General features: G+C 46.3%; 1 protein-coding gene. It reads right to left on the bottom strand.

The features are described 5' to 3' along the window. A partial coding sequence (locus K8O68_RS15405) for an IS110 family transposase (protein ID WP_230897747.1) occupies nt 1-508 on the bottom strand: 508 nt, incomplete at both ends.

The raw sequence follows: 508 nt of genomic DNA, 5'->3' as shown, positions 1-508 counted from the left end.
TCGATAGAACTGCCTAATAGGACATCCATCGAGTCTTCCACCACTTTGTCCAGGCGGTAAGAGGAGCGCACAGCTTTCTTAATCTGTGTAGCGACAGCCTCAGGGTCAGGGAAACGGTTCTTTCCTTTCTCCTGTAGAAACGCTGCCAGGGATTCTAACGGCAGGTGAGCCAGTTCTTCCAGACTGAACTTTTCCAAAAACAGTTCTGTTAAGGCATGGCCAAATATGGACGACTCCACTTCTTCTGTGAATTTATTACACTTAAAGCTTAGATGCTGGAGAAAGTGCTGTTTCTCACGGGTGAGTGCCTTAATAAGATGATACCTGGCGCGCGTTAGCTGCTGGAGAGCGACATACTGGCTCTCTTTGACGATGGACATCTTGTTTCTGCCAAAACGCAAATAGTCAGCGATGACAAAGGCGTCAATCTCATCGGTCTTGTTCATGTCAGAGTAGCTCTTTTTGAAGTTCGCTATCTGCTTTGGATTAATAACATACACCTGAGTGT

It is taken from the genome of Salipaludibacillus sp. CUR1 (assembly GCF_021028955.1).
GTDB lineage: Bacteria > Bacillota > Bacilli > Bacillales > Salisediminibacteriaceae > Salipaludibacillus.
Note: the sequence above shows the minus strand (reverse complement) of the source record. Positions and strands in the feature narration are given on the sequence as shown.